The organism is Rhodovulum sp. P5 (genome assembly GCF_002079305.1).
Lineage (GTDB): Bacteria > Pseudomonadota > Alphaproteobacteria > Rhodobacterales > Rhodobacteraceae > Rhodovulum.
Map to the genome: position 1 here is coordinate 2,321,902 of NZ_CP015039.1, position 20,977 is coordinate 2,342,878.

Sequence of the window (20,977 nt, forward strand, 5' to 3'; positions counted from 1 at the left end):
TGAGGGGCCTACTGAAGGCAGAGTTGCGCAGATAGCCAACGTTGACAGACTTCGGCGTTCGCGCAATGTTCTGGCCCATGTCTCGCCGCTCGACCCCTCAACAGAAGATCGACGACAAGGCGTTTCCCGTACGGGTTCGTGTCGAGGTGCCTGAGAACGGTCTGGGCCGCATGCTGAACGACATGCACTTGTGGTTGGAAACGCATGTCGGGCGAGGCGACTATGCTTGGCATTCCGGCGGTCGGGTCAGTCTTTCGGATACCGTTGCGCTTTATTTCCGGGATCCGGCAGCCGGGACCGCCCTGCTGGCGGCATTTCCCCTGGTCCTGGCCGATGGCACACTGTTGGAGACTTACACCTCGCCGATGCTTCCGCTCGGCCACCACGAAGAGAACATCACCGTGTGCAATCTCTATTCACAGACCAATGCGCAGGAGGCCATGCGCCAGCTCTTCGACATCAGACCGGAGCTCGACCGACTGGGGAACCTTCAGGAGCAGTCGGCGATCTACCCCGACCAGCTGGCCCCCATCGTTCGCACGACTGACGACGGCCGGGAACTAGCGATGGCGCGCTGGGGCATGCCGACGCCGCCGAAATACCTCGAGGGAAAGAAGACGGATCGCGGAGTGACCAATATCCGGAACACCCGCTCACCGCATTGGCTGCGACGGCGAATGACATCCATCAGAAGGATGGCGAAACGACGGACGCCCTTTCGGATTTCTCACCTGCCCGTGCAACCGACCCCGGGGTGGCCAAGGTGCACCCCAACGCGATGCCGGTGATCCTGACGACCCCGCAGAGTGGGAAGCCTGGCTGATCGCGCCTTGGTCCAAAGCGCGTGCCCCGCGGCGACCGCTTCCCGACGTCGTACGGCAGAGTACCGATGAGGAATGACCCGCGCGGATTCAGGCGCTGGCCGCATGCCGTTTTGTATTCCGTCAGGCCGCTTGCGTCCCTCAGTCATATGGCCACGGGGCGGTGCTGGCGGGCCGTCGCGATTCTGCGCCAATCCAAACCCTCAAAAAGGGCCTCGAACTGGGTCGAGGACACCTGCACGACGCCATGGCGAACTGATGGCCACACAAATCCCCGCCCTTCGATCCGCTTGTGGATCAAAACCAGACCCGTCCCGTCCCAAACGATCATCTTGAGGCGATCTGCGCGCTTTGACCGGAAAATGAAGACCTCGCCACTGAACGGATCACGTTCCAGGCTGTTCATGACATGGGCCGCCAACCCATCCATTCCTTTTCGGAAATCTACGGGCTCGGTCGCCAAATAGACCCTGAAGGCATTCTGAGGGAAGATCATCGTGCAGCCCTGATACCGCGTATGACTTTCGCGATGTCAGCTTCGCTCACGCTTGCAGAGAGCGTGACCCTGATGCCCCAAAGTTCCAAGCAGAAAGCGGGCTGATGATCTTCCACCCCCTCCGATTGCGCATTGTCTGCCGTTTCATCAGCTTGAGGTTCGGAGATGACGACCTCGACAAATTCAGGGCTTCCGCCTTCCTGTCTCTCGCGGCGATCTCGCTCATCATTGACCCAGCGGCAAACCATCGTTTCGTTGGCTTTGATCTCACGGGCGAGAGCACTTGCCTTGAGCCCTTCGTCGAGGACTTTCGCGGCGACGACCTGCTTCAACGCCTCCGGCCACACATTTCGTCCTGTCGAGGACGTCGCCACCTCGTACCCCCAGACCGTCCGTGTCGGCGTACCGTCCAGCATGTCTCCCCCTTCAACGAACATTCCCGCGAAGCCACGTGCATCGATCACTCAGCTTGCGACAACCTGTCCGACGTGGAGACGAAATGAGAAAGGTCAAATAGGGCGTTGGATGCACCGCTTACGATAGAAACATCCGTATGGCCGGATAACTCACTCAGTCCTCCGTTCGCCCCCCCTCACGGGGGCGTGGATCGAAACTGGTATTCCTGACGGGCTTCGCTGCAGGACATGTTGTGGCCTCCCTCGCGGTGGCATTGGATAGAAAGACGACTCGGGTCATCGCAGAAGGACGTCGACACAAGCCGCACGAATGACGAAACGCCGCCACCGCTCTCCCGGCTATCTCTCGAAGAGATGCGCGACCGATTCCTCTCTGCGCCGGGTTGCTCGCGCTTTAGGCGTAGTGTCACCTCTTGCGGGGATCGGATAAAGCCGGTGGATGCAGTCATTAGCTGCCGAGCCGTCGATCGCCACTGCTGATCGACTGGCATAAGGGGCCATTCGGGTGGATATTCCGCCACCTGAATTAAATTTACTCAGTAAATACAACTATCTACGTTGTTTTACTGGTGCCGGTGAAGGGACTCGAACCCCCGACCCCATCATTACGAATGACGTGCTCTACCAGCTGAGCTACACCGGCACTGTGGCGGGGTCTTTAGCACCCTCCGAAGACGGTGTGTAGACCCTTTTTCGCCCTTGGTTACGCTTGGCCGTTGTCCTGCTTGGAACCGGCCACCAGAAGCGGCAGCATGCCCGACCCGGGCAGCGCCGCCGGGGTGTCGGGGCCGCGCTTCCAGCTGAGCGTGTCGAAGCCCTGACAGTTGCTGCAAACCGCGCGCCAGACATCATGCACCGTCCCGCACTTGTCGCAGATCCATTGCGGCCCGCGCGGCGCGTTGATGGCCTTGGCCAGATAGCCGCGCACCACGCTTTCATCGGCCCCCATGCCGCGTTCGACCGCGGCCATCAGGGTCAGCACACGCACCGTGGGATCGGTCTCCGCCAGATCGCCCAGCGCCTTGCGGGCGGCGGGGAAATCTTCGGCGGCCAGGCACAGCTCTGCCTGCAGCATCTTGGTCTCGGGGTCGTCCAGGGTTTCCTTGGCCAGGGTCAGCGCCTCGAACCGGGTGATCCGCTCCGCCGGGGTTTCATCGGGTTCGATCTCGGCAAAGGCGGCGGCCAGTTCGGGATGGGGCTGCGCCGACCAGGCCCGCTTGATCGCACGGGTGGCAAGGTTGGGCTTGTTCTGTTCGATCAGGGCGCGCGCGGCCATCACCGCGCCGGGCACCAGATCGGGGGACAGCTTGTTGGCCTCGATCGACAGATCGCGCGCGCGCGGCTCATTCCCGTCGACCATGGCGTGGCGGGCCTGGCACAGGGCCAGAACCGCATCGCGGCGCCGGTGCAGATCGCGCGGCATGGTGCCGTGGCGCAGCTTGGCGTTCAGCGTCTGGCGGGCACCGCCCCAGTCCTCGACATTGGCCTGAAGCTGCAACAGCGTGTCCTGCGTCTCCCCGTGGCGCGGCTTCAGGGCAAAGGCCTTTTCGGCCAGTTTCAGCGCGGTATCGGTGTCGCCCTCTTCCAGCTTCTGCTTCATCAGGCCCCGGACACCGACAAAGCGGGTGCGGTCGTCGGCCACCAGTTTCTTGTAGATCTCGGTGGCGCGAAACTTGTCGCCGGTCATCTCGGCGGCTTGCGCGCTCAGCAGGTTGGTCAGTTCCGGGCGGCGCAGATACCGTTCCGCCTTGGCCGCGTTCGACATCGCCAACCGCGCCTCGCCCGAGGCCAGCGCGATCATCCCGTCGGCCAGCGCCTGAAAGCCGCGACGTTCGCGCGACCGGGTGAAGTAGCGCGACAGCGCCGTCTCATCCCCGTTCAGGAAGCGGATGAACGCGACCAGAAGCCCGGCCAGTTTCAACAGCAGCCAGACCCCGACCACAAGCAGGATCGCCGCGATGACCGACTGAAGCGGGCCAAGCACGAATTCGGTATTGGCCACGGCCAGCCGAATGCCGGAGCCGGTTTCCATAAGGAGACCCGCACCGAAGGTCAGCGCCGCAACGATGGCGATGAAGATCAGTATCTTGAGTAGAGACCAAAGCATAGTGCGCGCGTCCTCAGTTTGTGTTCAGGCTTTGCTCAAGCGCCTGAGCGGCCTCGACCGCGTCGGCACGGGCCGTTGCATCCTCGATCCAGCCCGACATCTGGGCACGGGCGCTGTCGGACAGCGCGTCCAGTTCGGCCAGGGCGGCGCGCAGATCGCCGTCGCCCAGCGACGCCTCGGCCCGCGACAGGACCGCATCGGGATCGTCGCCCTCGCGCGGTTGCAGCGACCGCACGCCAAGCTGGCTGCGAATGAAGGCGCCAAGGCGTTCGGTGGTCGCGGCCCCGGCCTTCTCGGCCAGCGCCACGTCCAGGGCGGCGCGCGCAACATCGGGGAAGCGGCGCTGAAGTTCGGCCAGTGTCGGCACCCCGCCCGAGGCGACCGCGACCAGCGCGTCGGGCACCTGCGTGCTGCCGAAATCCGACAGCGCGTCGCCGAACGGGTTGCCGCTGGCGAGCGCCGCGTTGACGCGCATCATCGCCGCGCGGGCCTGCGCCTGTTCCGCCTGCGATTTGACGGCGCCGATCTCGGCCTCGGCCTCGTCCGTCAGCACGGCGGCCGTTTCCTTCAGCTTGGCGTTCTCGTCCTGAAGCGTGGCGATCTTGCGTTCCAGCCCCGCGATCACATCGGCAGCCTCACCATCGGCGGCGGCAAGGCTGGAACGGGCAATGTCGCTGAGACGCTCATCCATCGCGGTGACGCGCTCGTCAAGCGAGGTGATCCCGTCGCCAAGCTCTGCAACCTGCGTCTTCAGCGCCGCCAGGTCCGGCGTCAACGCCGCGGTCAGGTCCGCCACCGGGTCGCCCTGGGGCAGGTCGGCCAGACGGGTCTCAAGCGCGGCAAGCCGGTCTTCGATCCCCGAAAGCCCCTCGGTCACGCCAGAGATCGCGGCGGCATCGCCGCTGTCGCCTTGCAACATGGGAAAGGTCCAGCCCTCGGGCTGGATGTATTGCGCGGTCGTATACCCGATCCCGGCCGCCAGAAGACCCCCCAGAACAGGGCCGAAGAACCCACCGCCCCGTCTGGGCGCCGACGCTGCCTGCGGCGGTGTGGGCGCGGGCTTGTCCTGCGGTTCGGGATCAGGTTGCTCTGCCTCGGCCGGCTGGTCCTGCACGACCTCGGCGTCGTCGACGACCTCTTCGGGATTGGCGTCTGTCGGGGCCGATGCGTCCCCGGCCTTGCCCCATGGCAGGGCGACTTCTTCCGGGTCTTTCTTCTCGTCGTTTTCAGCCACGGGACCCCGCCTTTCGATTCGCTTCGACACCGATGGCGCATGCTGCGCCGTAGCGCACCATAATGAGTCGACTTAACGGCCTCAAGGCACTGTGAGGCCCCCGATCAGGGCACCCAACCCGTCCATCATCGCCGCGGCGTCGGGGCGCTCGGCCTCGTGCAACGCAATCGGTTCGGGACCGGCCCAGGCTTCCGTCACCGCGGGGCTCATCGTGACAAGCGCCAGGCGCCCTGACCGCCCGGCAAGCTGGTAGGACACCAGAACCGCAGAGCGCGGCGAAAACAGCGGAAGCAATGTCAACGGCGCCTGCGCCACGGCGGCGAACACCTCCTCGGGGAGAGAAAGGGCCCGCTGGGCGTAGACGACACGTTCCATCGCGGCGAGGCCCTTGGCCGCCAGCGTCGCGCTGACATCGCCGCGCGCATGTTCCCCGCGCAGATGCAACAGGCCCCCATCCGGCGGATCAGCGGCAATTGCGGTCACAAGATCCTCGGCCGTCCCGGCGGCCGACCGTGCGGTCAGGCCCGCCATCCGCGCCGCCTGCGCCGTGCGGTCCCCCACGCAATAGGCGGGCAGGTCGCGCCGGTCGGACACCTTCGCAAAGCCCGCCACCCCGTTTTCCGAGGTGAAGACCAGCCCACCAACCCCGGTGAGCGGGATCGGGGTATCGAACAGCGCAATCTCCATGATCGGCGCGGTTACAACCTGAAAGCCCGTTCCGAAACGATCCGCAAAGGCGCGGGCGAAGCGGTCCGATTGCATCCGTGGGCGGGTCAGCAGCAACAGAGGGAGAGCATCGTTCACGGCCGGCTTAACCTCGCGGGATTGTGCCTGTGGTCTGCGTGGTGTTACCTGCCTGCCGACGCGCGTGCAACGGCAAGGACATGGGGCAGATGCTCACCATACTGGGGCTGGAAAGCAGTTGCGACGATACCGCCGCCGCGGTTGTGCGGCAGGCCGACGGCGCGGCGCCCGAAATCCTGTCCTCCATCGTGCTGGGGCAGACGGCGCTGCATGCGCCCTTCGGCGGGGTGGTGCCCGAGATCGCGGCCCGCGCCCATGCCGAGAAGATCGACCTTGCCGTGGAACAGGCGCTGGCCGAGGCAGGCGTGGACCTGCACGATCTCGACGCCATTGCGGTCACGGCGGGCCCCGGCCTGATCGGCGGGGTGCTGGCGGGGGTGATGTGCGCAAAGGGCCTGTCGGCGGCCACGGGGCTGCCGCTGATCGGCGTGAACCACCTGGCGGGGCATGCGCTGACCCCGCGGCTGACCGACGGGTTGGAATTTCCGTACCTGATGCTGCTGGCCTCTGGCGGGCATTGCCAGTTCCTGCGCGTGGACGGGGTGGAGGACTTCACCCGCCTTGGCGGCACCATCGACGACGCGCCCGGCGAAGCCTTCGACAAGACCGCGAAGCTGCTGGCCCTGCCGCAACCCGGCGGCCCGGCGGTGGAGCGCGAGGCAGAGGCGGGTGACCCGGCCCGCTTTGCCTTCCCCCGCCCGCTGATGGATCGGCCCGGGTGTGACATGTCCTTTTCAGGTTTGAAGACGGCGCTTTTGCGGGCGCGCGATGCCATTCTACCGGAAAAGGGCGGCATCACCGTGCAGGACCGGGCCGACCTGTGCGCCAGCTTTCAGGCGGCGGTGCGCGACGTTCTGGCCCGAAAGGCCCGCCGCGCGATTGCGGCCGCACCCGAGGGGCTGACCGCCTTGGCCGTGGCCGGGGGCGTGGCCGCCAACCGCAGCATCCGCGACGCGCTGGAGCAGGTGGCGGCAGAGGCCGGTTTGCCCTTTGTCGCGCCGCCCTTGCGGCTTTGCACCGACAACGCCGCGATGATCGCCTGGGCCGGGCTGGAACGGTTTCGCCTTGGGCACGCAGATGACATGACACTGGCCGCGCGGCCGCGCTGGCCGCTTGACAGCCAAAGCCCGGCGCTTGTCGGATCGGGAAAGAAAGGAGCCAAGGGATGAGCCGCATCGGTATCGCAGGGGCCGGCGCGTTCGGAACGGCGCTGGCCATCGCTTTTGCCCAAGCGGGACGGCAGGTCACGCTGTGGGCGCGGGACCCGGGCCGCGCCGCCGAGATCCGCAAGACGCGGGAAACCCCCTATCTAGACGACATCATCCTGCCCGACACCATCACCGTATCGGGGGAACTTGCCGATCTGGGCGCGTGCGACCCGGTGCTGCTTGCGGTGCCGATGCAAACCTTGTCGGACGTCTTGACCGCCCATCGCGAACGCCTGAACCGCGGCACGCTGGTGGCTTGCTGCAAGGGCGTCGATCTGACCACCGGGCGCGGGCCGACCGCGATCATCGCCGAAACCTGCCCCGCGGCCGTCCCGGCGGTGCTGACCGGCCCCAGCTTTGCCGCCGATATCGCGCGCGGCCTGCCCACGGCGCTGACACTGGCCTGCGCCGATCCCGACACCGGGGCGCGCCTGCAAGACGGGCTGTCCACCCCGACCCTGCGGCTGTACCGGACCACGGACACCGCCGGGGCGGAACTGGGCGGGGCGCTGAAGAACGTCATGGCCATCGCCTCTGGCATCGTGATCGGCACCGGGCTGGGCGAAAGCGCGCGCGCCGCCCTGATCACCCGCGGCTTTACCGAGATGCAGCGCTTTGCCCGCGCCTATGGGGCAGAGGCAGAGACGCTCTCGGGCCTGTCGGGGTTCGGCGATCTGGTGCTGACCTGCACCTCGGCGCAGTCGCGCAACTTCCGCTATGGCATGGCGCTGGGGCAGAACGCGTATTTCGACCCGCATATCACGGTCGAAGGTGCGGCCACCGCCCGCGCCGTCGCCGCCATCGCAACCGCCCGGGGCATCGACATGCCGGTCACCCAAAGCGTGGCCCATGTGATCGACGGCCGCCGCAGTATCGAAGAGGCTGTGCGCATCCTGCTCAGCCGCCCGCTCAAGGAGGAATGACATGGCCCTTTTCGCACTGATCTGCCGGGACAAGCCCGGCCATCTGGACATCCGCAAGGCCAATCGCGATGCGCATCTAGCCTATATCGCGGACACCGGCGTCGTCGCGCAGGCAGGCCCGTTTCTGAATGACATAGGCGAGATGTGTGGCTCGCTCGTCATCATCGACGTGGCCGACCGCATCGCCGCCGAAGGCTGGGCCGGGGGCGATCCCTATGCCAAGGCCGGGCTGTTCGACAGCGTGATGATCGAGGCATGGAAGAAGGTGGTCGGCTGATGGCCTTTTGGCTGTTCAAGTCAGAGCCCAACACATGGGGCTGGGACGACCAGGTCGCCAAGGGCGATGCGGGCGAGGAATGGGACGGCGTCCGCAACTATCAGGCCCGCAACAACATGCGCGCGATGAAGGTCGGCGACCGGGGGTTTTTCTACCACTCCCTGAAAGAGAAGGCGATCGTCGGCATTGTCGAGGTGATTGCAGAGGCGCATCCCGACAGCACGACCGACGATCCCCGATGGGAATGCGTGGACATCAAGGCGATCAAGCCGCTGCCCAAACCGGTGACGCTAGAGATGTGCAAGGCCGATCCGCGGCTGGCCGACATGGTGCTGGTGAACAATTCGCGCCTGTCGGTGCAGCCCGTGACCGAAGAGGAATGGCAGATCGTCTGCGACATGGGCGGGCTATAGGCGGCTGGGACAACGCACCCCCTCGCCCCGGCGGGCGGGGATGCCTATCAGCGGGCGCATCACGGGTCAGCCGCGGGAAGCGAACAGATGATGATGACGTCGGAACAGGCCTTCGCGGCTTACGAGGCTGCTCGCGCACGGCTGCCAGACGCACGGGCCGGCGGGACCGCCCGTCGGGTCGAGACACTGGCCGAGATCGCCGATGACTTCGACGTCTTCCTGCTGGATGCCTTCGGGGTGCTGAATATCGGGGAGACCGCCATTCCCGGCACGCCGGAGCGGGTGGCAGACCTGCAAGCCGCGGGCAAGCGGGTGATGGTCGTCTCCAACGCTGCGGGCGTTCCCCACGGCGACCTGATGGAGAAATACACCCGGCTGGGTTACGACTTTGCGCCCGACGATGTCATTTCCAGCCGCAAGACCCTGCTGGCCGCGGTGCGGGCCGCACCCGCCCGCCGCTGGGGGATCATGGCGACCGAATCCCGTGGACGGGAAGATCTGGACGGGATCGAGGTCACGTATCTGGCCGAGGATCCGGCCGCCTATGCGGCGGCCGAGGGGTTCTTACTGATCGGCAGTGCCGCCTGGACCGAAGAGCGGCACGCCTTGCTGGAAGCGGCGCTGCGCGAAAACCCGCGCGAGGTCTGGGTCGGCAACCCCGACATCGTGGCCCCGCGCGAGACCGGTTTCTCGGCCGAACCGGGGCACTATGCCCACCGCCTGGCCGATGCGACGGGCATCGCGCCGCGTTTCTTCGGCAAACCGTTCGCCAACATCTTCGACATGGCCTTTGAACGGCTGGGCGGTGACATCCCCCGCGAACGGATCGTGATGGTGGGCGACAGCCTGCACACCGATATTCTTGGCGCCCATGCCGCGGGCGTCGCCTCGGCCCTTGTTGCGGGTTATGGCTTTTTCGCCGGGTCCGATGCGAACGCCGCCATCGCGGCCTCCGGCATCGTGCCCGACATCATCCTGACCCGGCCCTGACGCCCGTGTCGCTCAGAACGCGTTGAGCGGTATCTTGAGGTAGGATCGCCCATCGGCCTCCGGCTCGGGCAGCTGGCCGCCGCGCAGATTGACCTGAAGCGCGGCCAACATCCGATCGGGCAGGCCAAGGGTTGCGTCCCGCTCATCCCTAAGGGTGATGAACGCCTCCCGGCTGGCATCCTTCAGATGGGTGTTCCGCGCCCGATGCTCGGCCACCGTCGCTATGCAGGCAGGTTCCGCCCCCTCGGCCGGGTAGTCGTGCCCGATGAAAAGGCGCGTGGCATCGGGCAGGGACAGAATGCGCTGAAGCGAGTCGTAAAGTTCCGCGGAACTGCCGCCGGGGAAATCGGCCCGGGCAGAGCCGTTTGCAGGCATCATGAAGGTGTCGTTCACGAACGCCGCGTCGCCGGCGACATAAGTGATGGTGGCCAGCGTATGGCCGGGCGTGAACAGGACGTCGACGGGGATATCACCCACCTTGAAACTGTCGCCATCGGCAAACACCCGGTCCCAATACCCCGTGCCCTCGGGAAACCCGTCCGGCAGGTTGTAGATGTCGCGCCAGACCGACTGAATCTCTGCCACCTTCTCGCCGATGGCCCGCGGCGCCCCGAGTTTCTGCCCAAGATAGCCGGCGGCGGAGAAGTGATCGGCATGGGGGTGGGTGTCGAGGATCCAGACGATCTTCAGCCCCGCTTGCCGGACGTAATCGAGGATACGGTCGGCGTTCTCTGTCGATGTCTTGCCATCGGCCGGATCGAAATCGAGGACCGGGTCGACAATGGCCCCCTCCTTCGTTTGCGGATCGTGAAAGACATATTGCCAACTGCCGGTCGCTGCATCCCAGAAGGACTGTACGTTCGGCTTAAGTGTCATGGGACCTCCGGTATCGGTTCTGTCCCATCTGACTTGGGGCCGCATTCTGCGGGTGCAAGATCCGTCGCAAAGACCGACAGGTCGGGACTGACCGGTCGCGACGGGACGTGCCGACACATGGTGGGGCAGAAATAAAAGAGGGTCCCGCCTAGGCAGAACCCTCTTCTCCCACGTGCACCCTATGCACCACACGCGATTGAATCTGAGGGCCCAGCCATCCTGGCGGGCGCGATACATGCATAGCGCGTACGGGCCTGCGACGCAAAGCCCAAGTATCTAGGATTTAAGACAAGTCTTCGGCTGACCCGGGTCCATCAGCCGTAGATGTGTTCTTTCCCGAAATGCTTGGCCAGCATGTAATAGACGACCGCGCGATACTTGTGCCGCTCCGAATGGCCGTAGGTGTCGATCACGGCGTTGATCGCCTCCATAAGTTCGGGCCCGTCCGACAGGCCCAGTTTCCGGATCAGGAAGTTCTTTCGAACCGTTTCCAGTTCTTCCGGTTGCGACACGGCGACAGTTTCGGCGTCGGCCTTGTAGATCGCCGGGCCGCAGCCGATGGTGACCTTCGTCAGCAGGTCCATGTCCGGTTCCATCCCGCATTTTGTGCGCAGGTCTTCGGCATATTTCGCGATCAGATCGTCCCGCTTGCCCATCTGTCTCCTCCGTCAGTGGTTCGGCGTTGTTTCTGCGTGTCCCAGCCTAGGATCCCTCTGTCGTCCCGCCAACGAAAAACCGGGGCCGCCCCGGCCTGTGGCGCATTGACCCTTGCCGCCCCGGGGGCGCGGGTGTCTCATCCGGCCACGCGTCAAGAACAAGAGGAAGACCCGAAAATGACGTCCTATCTGAAATCCACACCGACCCGGGAGGGGTATTTCGGCGAGTATGGCGGCGCGATTCTGCCACCCCCGCTGGAACCGCATTTCAAGGAAATCCGAGAGGCCTATGACCGGATTTCCAAATCGGCCGACTTTATCGAGGAGTTGCGGTCGATCCGCAAACATTTCCAGGGGCGGCCGACCCCGGTGTCCTATTTCAAGAATCTCTCGGGGCTCTGCGGCGGCGCGCAGATCTATGCCAAGCGGGAGGATCTGAACCACACCGGCGCGCACAAGCTGAACCACTGCATGGCCGAGGGCTTGCTGGCCAAGTTCATGGGCAAGACGAAGCTGATGGCCGAGACGGGCGCGGGCCAGCATGGCGTGGCACTGGCGACGGCGGCGGCCTATTTCGGGATGGAATGCGAAATCCACATGGGCGAGATCGACATCGCCAAGGAGGCACCCAACGTCACCCGGATGAAGCTGCTTGGCGCGACGGTGGTGCCGGTGCGTTTCGGCGGGCGGTCGCTGAAAGAGGCGGTGGACAGCTGTTTCATGAGCTATCTGGAACAGGCGGACACGGCGCTTTTCGCCATCGGGTCGGTCGTCGGGCCGCATCCCTTCCCGATGATGGTGCGTAACTTTCAGCATGTCGTGGGCGTCGAGGCGCGGGAACAGTTCCTTGAGATGACCGGAGAGTTGCCCGACATGGTCGCAGCCTGCGTCGGCGGCGGGTCGAACGCGATGGGCCTCTTCTCCGGCTTCATCGACGATGACGTGGCATTGTACGGGGTCGAACCGCTAGGGACGTCCTCCAACCTTGGCGATCATGCGGCAACGATCACCTTCGGCCATGACGGCGACATTCACGGCTTTCGCACGCTGGTGCTGACCGACGAGAATGGCGAACCCGCACCGGTGCACACGGTGGCCTCCGGCCTTGATTATCCCGGGGTCGGGCCCGAACACGCCCATCTGCACAAGACCGGCCGCGTGACCTATACCGCGGCGGACGACAAGGAGGCGCTGAAAGCCTTCTATGCCCTGTCGCGGCACGAGGGGATCATCCCCGCGCTGGAATCCGCCCATGCGGTGGCTTTCGCCATGCGGGAGGCCGCGAACCATCCGGGCAAGTCAATCCTGATCAACCTGAGCGGCCGCGGCGACAAGGATATTGACTATGTGACCGAGACATTCGGCACGGGAGAGGATTTCCTGAACAGCTAAGGCCAGATAGCCGCCCCGGACACCGATACGGGGCCTCTTGCCGATTGGCCGTGCGGGTGGCGTGGCCGCAAGGCCGGGGCGCACTCCCCATCCACCCCAACATAAACGCCGCCGCCCGGTTTTCCGGACGGCGGCGATTTCAGTTCCGGAAAGCGGTCCGGATCAGTACCGGTAATGCTCCGGCTTGAACGGGCCTTCGGGCGTCACGCCGATATAGGCGGCCTGTTCGGGGCTCAGTTCCGTCAGTTTCACGCCGATCTTCTTCAGATGCAGGCGGGCGACTTTTTCATCCAGATGCTTGGGCAGGATGTAGACGTCGTTCTTGTACTGATCGCCCTTGGTGAAGAGTTCGATCTGCGCCAGCACCTGGTTGGTGAAGGAGGCCGACATCACGAAGGACGGGTGGCCCGTGGCGTTGCCGAGGTTCAGCAGACGGCCTTCGGACAGCAGGATGATCCGCGCGCCCGAGGGCATCTCGATCATGTCCACCTGGTCCTTGATGTTGGTCCATTTGTGGTTCTTCAGCGCGGCGACCTGAATCTCGTTGTCGAAATGGCCGATATTGCCGACGATCGCCATGTCCTTCATCTCGCGCATATGCTCGATGCGGATGACGTCCTTGTTGCCGGTGGTGGTGATGAAGATGTCGGCGTCTTTCACCACGTCTTCCAGGGTGACGACCTCGAACCCGTCCATCGCGGCCTGAAGCGCGCAGATCGGGTCGACCTCGGTCACCTTCACGCGGGCGCCGGCACCGCGCAGCGACGCGGCCGAGCCCTTGCCGACATCGCCATAGCCGCAGACGCAGGCGACCTTGCCGGCCATCATCGTGTCGGTGGCGCGACGGATACCGTCGACCAGCGATTCCTTGCAGCCGTACTTGTTGTCGAATTTCGACTTGGTGACGCTGTCGTTCACGTTGATTGCCGGGAAGGGCAACAGGCCCTGCTTGGTCAGTTCATACAGGCGATGCACGCCGGTTGTGGTTTCCTCGGACACGCCCTGGATCATGTCGCGCTGCTTGGTGAACCAGCCGGGGCTTTCGGCCATCCGCTTGCGGATTTGTGCAAACAGCGCCTCTTCCTCTTCGGAATGGGGCACGGCGATCAGGTCTTCCTCGCCATTTTCCACCCGCGCGCCGAGCAGGATGTAAAGCGTCGCGTCGCCACCATCGTCGAGGATCATGTTCGCGCCGCCCTCGGGGAACATGAAGATCCGGTCGGCGTAGTCCCAGTATTCCGGCAGGGTCTCACCCTTGATGGCGAAGACCGGGATGCCCGCCTTGGCAATCGCGGCAGCCGCGTGGTCCTGGGTGGAGAAGATGTTGCACGACGCCCAACGCACCTCGGCGCCCAGCGCCACCAGCGTTTCGATCAGGACGGCGGTCTGGATCGTCATGTGGAGCGAACCGGCGATCCGTGCGCCTTTCAGCGGCTTCGCCTCGCCATATTCCTCGCGCAGGGCCATCAGGCCCGGCATCTCGGTTTCGGCGATGTCCAGTTCCTTGCGGCCGAAGTCGGCCAGCGAAATGTCCTTGACGATGTAGTCCTGCGGCATGTCTTCGTCCTGTCTCCGGTGGGATTTTCTGTCGGCGAGGCGCTTAGCACCGATGCGCTCTGTGGACAACAGGGCAGTCGCGCCGAAGTTGAACCAAGGCCGACCGGCGGGGACGACAAGATCTTTCGATGACATCCCGTTAAGATCCGTTATCCTTCCAAGCGTGCGAGACACATACACATGCTTTCATTCTGGAGGGAAAAATCATGTTGAAGAAACTTTTCTTGGCGTCGGTCCTGGCGTCTGCCGTTGGCAGTGCCGGCCACGCAGCAACGATTGTCAGCGCCGTCGGGGTCACGGCGACGAGCGAAAGAAGCGGCGTTTCCGCGGCTTACACGATCGATCAGTCGGGTCTGAGTGTCGGCTATACCAGCGGCATCACCGATTTCGACGCCTATATCGCGTCGAACCCGATACACACCTACGTCGCGTTGGGGAATGAGTGGTTTTCCGATTTCGGCAACACCACGCCGACATTGACCTTCGACCTCGGTTCGGTTCTCAACATCGACCGCGTCGCGCTCTGGGTCGAAGAGTCGAGCGGCTTCAGCACGGCTGACGTGACGACCTCCACCGATGGGGTCACCTTCACATCACTGACAACGATCAGCCCGCAGGACAATCCGCTGGCCGACTATCCCGCCGAGGTCTTCAGCTTCACCACGACGGCGCTGCGCTATTTCCGGATGGATCTGTCCGGCTGTCCGCAGCCGAACCCGGGCTCGACCGATGAATGCTCTCTGGGCGAAATCGCCTTCTCGGCCGTCGATACGCCGCCGGTGCCGGTGCCGGCCGCCGGGTTCCTTTTCGTTTCCGGATTGGGCGCGCTGGCGGCTATGCGCCGTCGCAAGACCCGCTGACACTGAATACATAGCGTCAGGTCTGAAAAGGCGCCGTGGCAACACGGCGCCTTCTTCTTGTCACTCTCGGCTTGCCATGCGTCCCGTCCCCCCTGCCCGGCCGGCCCCCGCCTCGACAATCGCGGGGCAGCGTGGCAAGCGCGTCCCAAAGGGGTGTTCCGCATGACTCATACACGCGCATGGCAAAGGATGCTTTCGGGCCGCAGGCTGGACCTGCTGGACCCAACGCCAGTGGATATCGAAATCGAGGACATCGCGCACGGGCTTGCCTTCGTCGCGCGCTGGAACGGGCAGACACAGGGCGACTATCCCTATTCGGTCGCCGAACATTCCTTGCTGGTGGAGGAGATCTTCGCCCGGCTGGAACCCGGCGCCCCGGCGAAATGGCGGCTGGCGGCGCTGTTGCATGATGCGCCCGAATACGTGATCGGCGACATGATATCACCGGTGAAGGCCGCCGTGGGACCAGAATACGGGCGGCTGGACGAACGGCTGGCCGCCGCGATCCATATCCGCTTCGGCCTGCCCGCCCAGACGCCGCAGAAGATCAAGAGGCAGATCAAGAAGGCTGACAAGGTCTCCGCCTGGCTGGAAGCGACCCAGATCGCCGGGTTCGACGAAGGGGAGGCCAACAAGTTCTTCGGCAAACCCCGGCCCGAAATCGCCGAGGGCCTCGTCCTCCGCCTGCGACCGCCTGTTGAGGTTCGGAAAGCCTATACGGCACGGCACGCGGCGCTGATGGCAGAGCTGTGACCGTCATCCGGGCCGCGCGCCCGCAATACGCCCCCGCAATGGCATTCCTCTTGAACAGGGTCATCGCCGAAGGCGGCAGCACGGCCATCGAACACCCAGTCACACAGGACGATATGCTGACCTGGATGCAGGACGCCCCGGACCGGTCCTGCTGGCATGTCGCGCTGTCGCAAGCGGGTGATCTTGCAGAATTCCAATGGGCAGAACCGCATCCCGGGCTGCCGCGTGATGCCGCGGACATCGCCAGCTTTGTGTGCGCGGACCACAGGCAGCGCGGCACCGGAACAGAACTTTTTCAGCTCACACAGGCGGCCTGCCGGGCACACGGCTATCGGTGGATCAATGCCGCGATCCGGTCGGACAATGCGGGCGGTCTGCGCTTCTACGCCAGACTTGGCTTTACGACATGGAAGACAGACCCCGATGCGCGGCTGTGCAACGGGCAGGTGACCGGCAAGACGTACAAGCGGTTTGACCTATAGGGCCACCCCCGGCGGATCGCAGATCAGGCCGGCCGCGGCCTCACCCTGTCTCCACCCCACGAACCGGTCCCGGGTGAAGGTCAGGTCAAGGCGGCCCCAGCGCAGATGCCGGGTGATGGTATCGGGACACCCCGACAAGGGCAGATCGACCGGCCGGCCGCGTTCACGCGTCAGGGCCCGCACCACCCCATCGGGCGCCCGCCCGAAATCGATCCGCAAATCGCGGTCGGTAAGGCCGAGGCCCCCGTCATCGGGAATGAACGTCGCGCCGGTGCCAACCGGCCCGTCGACCGCGCAGCCCGCCAGAAGCAAAAGCCCCAGCGCGGCGGCGCGCAAGCTCACCGGGGGCTGCGCTTGGCCAGGATCCGTTGCAGCGTCCGGCGGTGCATGTTCAGGCGGCGTGCGGTTTCCGACACGTTGCGGTCGCACTGCTCATACACCCGCTGGATGTGTTCCCACCGCACGCGGTCGGCGGACATCGGGTTTTCCGGCGGCGGCGGCAGGCTTTCCCCGTCCGACAGCAGCGCAGCGGTCACATCGTTGGCGTCGGCGGGTTTGGACAGATAGTCGGTCGCCCCGACCTTGACCGCGGCCACGGCGGTGGCAATCGCACCATAGCCCGTCAAGACCACGATCTTGGCATCGGGGCGCTTTTCGCGGAGCGTTTCGACGACATCCAGCCCGTTGCCATCCTCCAGCCGCAGGTCGATCACGGCATAGGCCGGCGGGCGCGCCGTGGCGATGGCCTTGCCCGCGGCAACCGAGTCCGCCGTTTCGGTCTGGAACCCCCGCTTTTCCATGGCGCGGGCCAGGCGGCGCAGGAAGGGCTCGTCATCATCCACAATAAGCAGGGACGGATCGTCGCCGAGTTCCTGCATTTCGCTCTCTGCCATGGGGCAACCTCCCGAGGGTGTACTGAGTTCACAAGGTTGTAGGATGTTAACGAAGCAGGGTCAATTTGCCTCAAGCGAATCGACGAAGCACGCGATGCGATCTGCCATTTCTTCAGGCGTCAAATCCCGTTTGAAGACTTCCACCACACCGGTCTCGGGGAAAGCGAGATAGCTGAAGGTGGAATGGTCGATGAGATAGTATTCCTCGTCCGGATCCTGGATCTGATAGAATGTCCGGTAGGCGCGGCTGGCCACCTTGACCTGATCTGCCGTGCCGGTCAGGCCCAGCATGCGTGGATGCATGTATTCGGTGAACTCGGCCAGAAGCTCCGGCGTGTCCCGCCCCGCATCGACCGAGATGAAGACAGGTTTCACCTGATAGCCGCGGTCATCCAGCAGGAAGATGGCCTGCGCATTGCGCGTATTGTCCAGCGGACAGACATCGGGACAGAACGTGTAACCGAAGTAAAGCAGCGTCGGCCCATCGATCACGTCTGCATCGGTCACCGTGGCGCCGGTTTCATCGACCAGCGTGAAGGGGCCGCCGATCTCGTCAATCGGCCCGGCAAGGCCGCCGTCCCGGCACGCCGCAAACCGGTCGTCTTGCCGGCTGTTCTGCCAAAGATAGACGCCGCTTCCGATCACGGCCGTCGCGAAAACGGCGAAAGCGGCATAAGAGACGAGGGCGATACGTGACATGGCAGCGGTCCGTTCCGTGGATTTGGTGCATTGATCGGCCTTTGACGCAGGATTAACAAGGGCAAAGCCTGCGACGGGGACGCCAATGTTCGAACATGCCATCGGTCTTCTGCCCACAAGCGAACGGACCAACTGGATCCGCCTGCGGACATTGATCCTCTTGCGATGGGCCGCAATCGGCGGGCAGGTCGTCGCGATCACCGTCGCACAGCTCTATTTCAACATCGCGCTGGACCTTGGCCTTTGCCTCATCATCGTGGGCATGGCGGTGATCGCCAATCTTGTCGCCATGGCGGTCTATCCCGAAAACCGGCGCCTGTCCGAAACCGAAACGATGCTCACGCTGTTGTTCGACATCGTGCAGCTTGCGGCGATGCTGTTCCTGACGGGCGGGCTGAACAATCCCTTCGCGCTGCTGATCCTGACGCCGGTGACGATTTCGGCCACGGTCCTCGGTCGCATGTCCACGCTGTTTCTGGCCCATGTGGCCTTTGTGCTGATCACCTTCGTGGGCTTCTTTCACATGCCACTGATGACCACCGACGGGGCGATCCAGGAACTGCCGCAGATCTTCCTGTTCGGCTTCTGGGCGGCACTGGTGATCGGTATTTCGTTCCTCGGTCTTTACGCGGAACGCGTGACCACCGAGGCGAACAACATGTCCGATGCGCTGCTGGCAACGCAGATGGCGCTCGCCCGGGAGCAGAAGCTGACCGATCTTGGCGGCGTTGTCGCGGCGGCCGCACATGAGCTGGGCACACCCCTTGCCACGATCAAGCTGATCAGTTCCGAACTGATGGACGAGGTGCAGGACCGGCCCGACCTGCAGGAAGATGTCGCCCTGATCCGCGATCAGGCAGACCGCTGCCGCGACATCATGCGGTCCATGGGGCGGGCGGGGAAGGACGACCTGCACATGCACACCGCACCGCTGGAGGCCGTGATTGACGAGGCCGCGGAACCCCATCGCGACCGCGGCAAGGAGATCATCTTCAAGGCCGAACCGATCCATGGGGGCAGCCCCCGCATGCCGGTGATCTACCGCCGCCCCGAGATCATCCACGGCCTGCGCAACATGATCCAGAACGCCGTCGATTTCGCCGATTCCCGGGTCTGGGTGGTCGCGCAATGGTCGCCGCAGGATATCACGATCCGGATCATGGATGACGGGCCCGGCTATCCGCCCCACCTTCTGGGCCGGATCGGCGATCCCTTCGTGCGCAAGCGCAAGACGGACAACCAACAAAAGGAGCGCCCGGAATACGAAGGCATGGGCCTTGGCCTTTTCATCGCCAAGACGCTGCTGGAACGGTCGGGCGCGCGGCTGAGCTTTGCCAACGGGTCCGACCCGCTTCTGACCGGCGCCGACCGGTCCGAACAGCGCGGCGCCGTGGTAGAGGTGGACTGGCCGGTCGGCAAGATCGGCGTCAGCGCCGAGGAGCAACTGGCCGCGCTTGGGGACAATGTCCTGTTCGAGGCATGACCGAAACATTCTCTTAATCTTAACCGCGCATTAACCAATCTGGCCGACTGTCGGACCCCAATGGACGGGTACTGAGCATCGGAAAATGGCTATCGAGTGGAGTTCCATGCTGACCGTGGCGGCAACGTCGCTGGTTACGGCGTTTGTTGCGCTGATGGTGTTGCCGCTGGTTCCGCGGCTTGGCCGCCGCGCCGCCAGCCCCCCCGGTGACGGCGGTCTGGTCTTTCTGTTCGATCGGCAGACGCTTCTTGACGCAACGCCGGATGGGCGCCGGTATCTTTCCCAGGCCCCGGCCGACCTGTCCGACTGGGAACGGCTGGGCGCGCTCGTGACCCCCCGCTTTCCCGGCTTTTCCGACCGGATGGCACGCCTGTCCCATGACGGCACCGCCCTGCTGACCGAGGCGGGCGGCGATGCCCAGCTTGCCGCCACCTGGCTGGATGGGGTCACGCGGATCACGCTTCACCTGCCCCATGAAAGCGAACAGAAAGACTTGCACGATCCGCAAAGCCTTGCGGCGATGACCGCCGAACTGGGCACCCTGCGCGACTTGGTCGAGGCGATGCCGACCCCGGCATGGCAGGAAGACAAGGCCGGCTGCGTGGCCTGGGCCAACAGCGCCTATCTGGATCTGGTCACCGCGCGGCAGGCGGACGAGTCGACACTGACATGGCCCCTGCCCTCCCTCTTCAAACCGACGGCGGAGGGCGATAGCTCGCCCCATCGTCAGTCCTTGACCTTCGGCCCGAATGACGAACGCTGGTTCGACTGCATGTCCGTCACCGCGCAAGGGGCACCGCTGCATTTCGCGATTCCCGCCGATGCGACCGTGCGCGCCGAAACGCAGTTGCGCAATTTCGTGCAGACCCTGACGAAAACCTTCGCCGAACTTCCTATTGGTCTGGCGGTGTTCAACCGCGCGCGGGAACTCGTCCTGTTCAATCCTGCCCTGTCAGAGCTGTTCAATCTGGAGCCGGAATTCCTGAGCGCGCGCCCGACGCTTATCACCATGCTGGACCGGCTTCGCGAAGACCGCATGATGCCGGAGCCGAAGGACTACCGATCATGGCGAGAGGCGATCCTGCGGCTGGAGCGGGACGCACAGGACGGGGTCTATTCCGACACGTGGACGCTGCCCTCGGGCCATGTCTACCGGGTCACGGGCGGCCGCATCCCGACGGCGCCGTCGCCTTCCTGTTCGAGGATATCAGCGCCGAGATGTCGCTGACCCGCCGCTTCCGTGGCGAGATCGAAACCGGTCAGGCCGTGATCGACAGCCTTGACGAGGCGATTGCCGTCTTCTCGACCGCCGGGGTGCTGACCCTGTCGAACATCGCCTATGCCGAACTATGGGGCGATGACCCCCTGCTGGTTCTGGGCACCATCGACATCGCCGGCGCAACGGCCCAATGGCAGGACCAGTGCGTTGCCGATACCGGCCACGACCCGGCCGAACTTGCCCGCAATATTCGCCACCGTCAGGCCTGGTCTGGCGAATTGGTCCATCGCGATGGCCGGGTCCTGACCTGCCGGATCAAGCCGATTGCCGGCGGGGCCATGCTGATCGGGTTTCAGCCCGTAGCGGCGGGAAAACGTCCGCCCCGGGCGATCTCGGGCGGGCGGGGCTGATCGGCCCT

The 20,977-nt window shown here is 64.6% G+C and carries 24 protein-coding genes and 1 tRNA gene; 13 read left to right on the plus strand and 12 right to left on the minus strand.

Going from position 1 to position 20,977, the window contains the following annotated elements:
- Positions 1 to 77 precede the first annotated feature (77 nt).
- Entirely contained in the window at positions 78 to 788 is a 711-nt protein-coding gene (locus tag RGUI_RS22145; RefSeq protein ID WP_253798295.1) for a hypothetical protein, read from the plus strand.
- Positions 789 to 966: 178 nt separating this feature from the next.
- On the opposite strand, the gene tnpB is transcribed toward RGUI_RS22145, so the two are convergent.
- From tnpB to RGUI_RS11270, 6 genes are all read right to left on the minus strand, one after another.
- Entirely contained in the window at positions 967 to 1,317 is a 351-nt protein-coding gene (gene tnpB, locus RGUI_RS11245) for an IS66 family insertion sequence element accessory protein TnpB (protein ID WP_081533145.1), read from the minus strand.
- Entirely contained in the window at positions 1,314 to 1,781 is a 468-nt protein-coding gene (locus RGUI_RS11250; RefSeq protein WP_172841129.1) for a hypothetical protein, read from the minus strand. Before RGUI_RS11250 ends, tnpB begins: the two co-directional genes overlap by 4 nt.
- A gap of 519 nt (positions 1,782 to 2,300) precedes the next feature.
- Positions 2,301 to 2,376 (minus strand) — tRNA-Thr (locus RGUI_RS11255).
- A gap of 60 nt (positions 2,377 to 2,436) precedes the next feature.
- Positions 2,437 to 3,840 carry a heme biosynthesis protein HemY gene (locus tag RGUI_RS11260; protein ID WP_081533147.1) on the minus strand — a complete coding sequence of 468 codons (1,404 nt, stop codon included), beginning with the start codon at positions 3,838 to 3,840 and terminating at the stop codon, positions 2,437 to 2,439.
- Between the two features lie 13 nt (positions 3,841 to 3,853).
- Positions 3,854 to 5,074, minus strand: a complete 1,221-nt coding sequence (locus tag RGUI_RS11265; protein WP_081533148.1) for a COG4223 family protein — start codon at positions 5,072 to 5,074, stop codon at positions 3,854 to 3,856.
- An 81-nt stretch (positions 5,075 to 5,155) separates the two neighbouring features.
- Positions 5,156 to 5,878: a uroporphyrinogen-III synthase gene (locus RGUI_RS11270; RefSeq protein WP_156882940.1), complete on the minus strand. Its 723-nt coding sequence runs from the start codon at positions 5,876 to 5,878 to the stop codon at positions 5,156 to 5,158.
- Positions 5,879 to 5,958: 80 nt separating this feature from the next.
- Here RGUI_RS11270 and tsaD point away from each other — a divergent pair, with 80 nt between their 5' ends.
- The 5 genes from tsaD (at position 5,959) to RGUI_RS11295 (ending at position 9,689) form a co-directional block, all read left to right on the plus strand.
- A complete protein-coding gene (gene tsaD / locus RGUI_RS11275; protein ID WP_081533150.1) occupies positions 5,959 to 7,047 on the plus strand; it encodes a tRNA (adenosine(37)-N6)-threonylcarbamoyltransferase complex transferase subunit TsaD in 1,089 nt (362 codons plus the stop codon).
- A complete protein-coding gene (locus RGUI_RS11280; RefSeq protein ID WP_081533151.1) occupies positions 7,044 to 8,009 on the plus strand; it encodes an NAD(P)H-dependent glycerol-3-phosphate dehydrogenase in 966 nt (321 codons plus the stop codon). Before tsaD ends, RGUI_RS11280 begins: the two co-directional genes overlap by 4 nt.
- A 1-nt stretch (position 8,010) precedes the next feature.
- On the plus strand, positions 8,011 to 8,286 hold the full coding sequence (locus tag RGUI_RS11285) for a YciI family protein (protein WP_081533152.1): 276 nt from the start codon (positions 8,011 to 8,013) through the stop codon (positions 8,284 to 8,286).
- Positions 8,286 to 8,699 (plus strand): EVE domain-containing protein, encoded by a 414-nt coding sequence (locus RGUI_RS11290; RefSeq protein ID WP_081533153.1) that lies wholly within the window; start codon positions 8,286 to 8,288, stop codon positions 8,697 to 8,699. Before RGUI_RS11285 ends, RGUI_RS11290 begins: the two co-directional genes overlap by 1 nt.
- An 87-nt stretch (positions 8,700 to 8,786) precedes the next feature.
- Complete coding sequence (locus tag RGUI_RS11295) at positions 8,787 to 9,689, plus strand: HAD-IIA family hydrolase (protein ID WP_253798298.1); 903 nt, start codon at positions 8,787 to 8,789, stop codon at positions 9,687 to 9,689.
- 12 nt (positions 9,690 to 9,701) lie between these two features.
- Here the strand turns inward: RGUI_RS11295 and RGUI_RS11300 are convergent, their stop codons facing one another.
- Both RGUI_RS11300 and RGUI_RS11305 read right to left on the minus strand, forming a co-directional pair.
- Positions 9,702 to 10,565 carry an MBL fold metallo-hydrolase gene (locus tag RGUI_RS11300; RefSeq protein WP_081533154.1) on the minus strand — a complete coding sequence of 288 codons (864 nt, stop codon included), beginning with the start codon at positions 10,563 to 10,565 and terminating at the stop codon, positions 9,702 to 9,704.
- Positions 10,566 to 10,879: 314 nt separating this feature from the next.
- On the minus strand, positions 10,880 to 11,221 hold the full coding sequence (locus RGUI_RS11305; RefSeq protein ID WP_081533155.1) for a DUF2853 family protein: 342 nt from the start codon (positions 11,219 to 11,221) through the stop codon (positions 10,880 to 10,882).
- 177 nt (positions 11,222 to 11,398) lie between these two features.
- Between RGUI_RS11305 and trpB the strand changes: the two genes are divergently transcribed.
- Entirely contained in the window at positions 11,399 to 12,613 is a 1,215-nt protein-coding gene (trpB, locus tag RGUI_RS11310; RefSeq protein WP_081533156.1) for a tryptophan synthase subunit beta, read from the plus strand.
- A 162-nt stretch (positions 12,614 to 12,775) separates the two neighbouring features.
- Here the strand turns inward: trpB and ahcY are convergent, their stop codons facing one another.
- A complete protein-coding gene (gene ahcY / locus RGUI_RS11315) occupies positions 12,776 to 14,170 on the minus strand; it encodes an adenosylhomocysteinase (RefSeq protein ID WP_081533157.1) in 1,395 nt (464 codons plus the stop codon).
- A 206-nt stretch (positions 14,171 to 14,376) separates the two neighbouring features.
- Here ahcY and RGUI_RS11320 point away from each other — a divergent pair, with 206 nt between their 5' ends.
- The 3 genes from RGUI_RS11320 (at position 14,377) to RGUI_RS11330 (ending at position 16,265) form a co-directional block, all read left to right on the plus strand.
- Positions 14,377 to 15,030 carry a VPLPA-CTERM sorting domain-containing protein gene (locus RGUI_RS11320; protein WP_081533158.1) on the plus strand — a complete coding sequence of 218 codons (654 nt, stop codon included), beginning with the start codon at positions 14,377 to 14,379 and terminating at the stop codon, positions 15,028 to 15,030.
- Positions 15,031 to 15,192: 162 nt separating this feature from the next.
- Positions 15,193 to 15,783, plus strand: coding sequence for an HD domain-containing protein (locus RGUI_RS11325; protein ID WP_081533159.1), 591 nt, complete (start codon positions 15,193 to 15,195; stop codon positions 15,781 to 15,783).
- Positions 15,780 to 16,265, plus strand: coding sequence for a GNAT family N-acetyltransferase (locus RGUI_RS11330; protein WP_081533160.1), 486 nt, complete (start codon positions 15,780 to 15,782; stop codon positions 16,263 to 16,265). Before RGUI_RS11325 ends, RGUI_RS11330 begins: the two co-directional genes overlap by 4 nt.
- Here the strand turns inward: RGUI_RS11330 and RGUI_RS11335 are convergent.
- The 3 genes from RGUI_RS11335 to RGUI_RS11345 are packed head-to-tail and all read right to left on the minus strand — an operon-like array spanning position 16,260 to position 17,857.
- On the minus strand, positions 16,260 to 16,607 hold the full coding sequence (locus RGUI_RS11335; RefSeq protein WP_156882941.1) for a hypothetical protein: 348 nt from the start codon (positions 16,605 to 16,607) through the stop codon (positions 16,260 to 16,262). The two genes, RGUI_RS11330 and RGUI_RS11335, sit on opposite strands and share 6 nt — an antisense overlap.
- The gene (locus RGUI_RS11340; protein ID WP_081533162.1) at positions 16,604 to 17,158 is read right to left on the minus strand and encodes an ActR/PrrA/RegA family redox response regulator transcription factor; all 555 of its coding nucleotides are present in this window, start codon (positions 17,156 to 17,158) and stop codon (positions 16,604 to 16,606) included. Before RGUI_RS11340 ends, RGUI_RS11335 begins: the two co-directional genes overlap by 4 nt.
- 60 nt (positions 17,159 to 17,218) lie before the next feature.
- Positions 17,219 to 17,857 carry an SCO family protein gene (locus tag RGUI_RS11345; protein ID WP_081533163.1) on the minus strand — a complete coding sequence of 213 codons (639 nt, stop codon included), beginning with the start codon at positions 17,855 to 17,857 and terminating at the stop codon, positions 17,219 to 17,221.
- An 85-nt stretch (positions 17,858 to 17,942) separates the two neighbouring features.
- Here RGUI_RS11345 and regB point away from each other — a divergent pair, with 85 nt between their 5' ends.
- The 3 genes from regB to RGUI_RS11360 all read left to right on the plus strand — a co-directional run bounded on the left by regB (position 17,943) and on the right by RGUI_RS11360 (position 20,969).
- Positions 17,943 to 19,340 (plus strand): sensor histidine kinase RegB, encoded by a 1,398-nt coding sequence (gene regB, locus RGUI_RS11350; protein WP_081533164.1) that lies wholly within the window; start codon positions 17,943 to 17,945, stop codon positions 19,338 to 19,340.
- Between the two features lie 85 nt (positions 19,341 to 19,425).
- Positions 19,426 to 20,568, plus strand: coding sequence for a hypothetical protein (locus tag RGUI_RS11355; protein WP_156882942.1), 1,143 nt, complete (start codon positions 19,426 to 19,428; stop codon positions 20,566 to 20,568).
- Positions 20,559 to 20,969, plus strand: a complete 411-nt coding sequence (locus RGUI_RS11360; protein WP_081533166.1) for a PAS-domain containing protein — start codon at positions 20,559 to 20,561, stop codon at positions 20,967 to 20,969. Before RGUI_RS11355 ends, RGUI_RS11360 begins: the two co-directional genes overlap by 10 nt.
- Positions 20,970 to 20,977: the final 8 nt, after the last annotated feature.

Bases quoted from the DNA above. Each gene is read 5' to 3' on its own strand.
- RGUI_RS11325 (WP_081533159.1), top strand. From the start codon at position 15,193: ATGACTCATACACGCGCATGGCAAAGGATGCTTTCGGGCCGCAGGCTG.
- RGUI_RS11300 (WP_081533154.1), bottom strand. From the start codon at position 10,565: ATGACACTTAAGCCGAACGTACAGTCCTTCTGGGATGCAGCGACCGGC.
- RGUI_RS11295 (WP_253798298.1), top strand. From the start codon at position 8,787: ATGATGATGACGTCGGAACAGGCCTTCGCGGCTTACGAGGCTGCTCGC.
- tnpB (WP_081533145.1), bottom strand. From the start codon at position 1,317: ATGATCTTCCCTCAGAATGCCTTCAGGGTCTATTTGGCGACCGAGCCC.
- tsaD (WP_081533150.1), top strand. From the start codon at position 5,959: ATGGGGCAGATGCTCACCATACTGGGGCTGGAAAGCAGTTGCGACGAT.
- RGUI_RS11290 (WP_081533153.1), top strand. From the start codon at position 8,286: ATGGCCTTTTGGCTGTTCAAGTCAGAGCCCAACACATGGGGCTGGGAC.
- regB (WP_081533164.1), top strand. From the start codon at position 17,943: ATGTTCGAACATGCCATCGGTCTTCTGCCCACAAGCGAACGGACCAAC.
- RGUI_RS11355 (WP_156882942.1), top strand. From the start codon at position 19,426: ATGGCTATCGAGTGGAGTTCCATGCTGACCGTGGCGGCAACGTCGCTG.
- RGUI_RS22145 (WP_253798295.1), top strand. From the start codon at position 78: ATGTCTCGCCGCTCGACCCCTCAACAGAAGATCGACGACAAGGCGTTT.
- RGUI_RS11305 (WP_081533155.1), bottom strand. From the start codon at position 11,221: ATGGGCAAGCGGGACGATCTGATCGCGAAATATGCCGAAGACCTGCGC.
- RGUI_RS11285 (WP_081533152.1), top strand. From the start codon at position 8,011: ATGGCCCTTTTCGCACTGATCTGCCGGGACAAGCCCGGCCATCTGGAC.
- RGUI_RS11340 (WP_081533162.1), bottom strand. From the start codon at position 17,158: ATGGCAGAGAGCGAAATGCAGGAACTCGGCGACGATCCGTCCCTGCTT.
- RGUI_RS11320 (WP_081533158.1), top strand. From the start codon at position 14,377: ATGTTGAAGAAACTTTTCTTGGCGTCGGTCCTGGCGTCTGCCGTTGGC.
- trpB (WP_081533156.1), top strand. From the start codon at position 11,399: ATGACGTCCTATCTGAAATCCACACCGACCCGGGAGGGGTATTTCGGC.
- RGUI_RS11280 (WP_081533151.1), top strand. From the start codon at position 7,044: ATGAGCCGCATCGGTATCGCAGGGGCCGGCGCGTTCGGAACGGCGCTG.
- RGUI_RS11360 (WP_081533166.1), top strand. From the start codon at position 20,559: ATGTCGCTGACCCGCCGCTTCCGTGGCGAGATCGAAACCGGTCAGGCC.
- RGUI_RS11345 (WP_081533163.1), bottom strand. From the start codon at position 17,857: ATGTCACGTATCGCCCTCGTCTCTTATGCCGCTTTCGCCGTTTTCGCG.
- RGUI_RS11260 (WP_081533147.1), bottom strand. From the start codon at position 3,840: ATGCTTTGGTCTCTACTCAAGATACTGATCTTCATCGCCATCGTTGCG.
- ahcY (WP_081533157.1), bottom strand. From the start codon at position 14,170: ATGCCGCAGGACTACATCGTCAAGGACATTTCGCTGGCCGACTTCGGC.